The 764-nt window shown below is 35.5% G+C and carries 1 protein-coding gene; it reads left to right on the forward strand.

The genetic code is table 11. From position 1 onward, the window contains the following. Positions 1–35: 35 nt before the first annotated feature. Positions 36–737: an IS1 family transposase gene (locus NI470_RS15680; RefSeq protein ID WP_004282344.1), complete on the forward strand. Its 702-nt coding sequence runs from the start codon at positions 36–38 to the stop codon at positions 735–737. Positions 738–764 lie beyond the last annotated feature (27 nt).

Genomic DNA, 764 nt, shown 5'->3' on the forward strand with positions numbered 1-764 from the left:
AAAAAAAGCAGGTTGAATTTTGATAAAATAGAGAAATGCAAATAACTCTAGAAATCAAATGTCCAACCTGCCTCAGTGACAGTATAAAGAAAAATGGCATCAAAGTAGATGGGAAACAAAACTACCAATGCAAAGACTGCAAACGTCAGTTTATTGGTGACCATGCTCTGAGCTATCTAGGATGTAATTCTGGCATTACTCGTAAAATATTACAGTTAATGGTCAGAGGCAGCGGTATACGAGATATCGCTGAAGTTGAGCGCATTAGTATCGGTAAAGTCTTACGGACTTTAACTGAATCGGCCTATCAAATTCAGCCTAAACAAAGTCATTATGAATCTCTCGAAGTAGATGAATTCTGGACTTTTGTTGGAAATAAAAATAATAAACAATGGCTTATTTACGCCTACCATCGAGAAACAGGTGAGATTGTTGCTTATGTTTGGGGTAAGAGAGATTTAGCTACAGTCCAAAGGTTGAAGACAAAGCTTAAACAATTAGGTATTCACTACACCCGAATTGCAAGTGATCATTGGGATAGTTTCATCACTGCTTTTAAAAACTGCAAGCAAAGTATTGGTAAGTTTTTTACTGTAGGAATTGAAGGTAATAATTGCAAAATAAGGCATCGAATAAGGCGTGGTTTTAGAAGAAGTTGTAATTTCTCCAAAAAGCTTGAAAACCATTTTAAAGCCTTCGACTTAACCTTCTTTTACATCAATAATGGCTTCATTTAATGTCAGCATACTTTTTAAAACACCACC

Origin of the sequence: Acinetobacter lwoffii, assembly GCF_024129115.1 — a bacterium.
GTDB lineage: Bacteria > Pseudomonadota > Gammaproteobacteria > Pseudomonadales > Moraxellaceae > Acinetobacter > Acinetobacter lwoffii_T.

Coding starts and splice junctions, on each gene's coding strand:
- NI470_RS15680 (WP_004282344.1), top strand. CDS start 36: ATGCAAATAACTCTAGAAATCAAATGTCCAACCTGCCTCAGTGACAGT.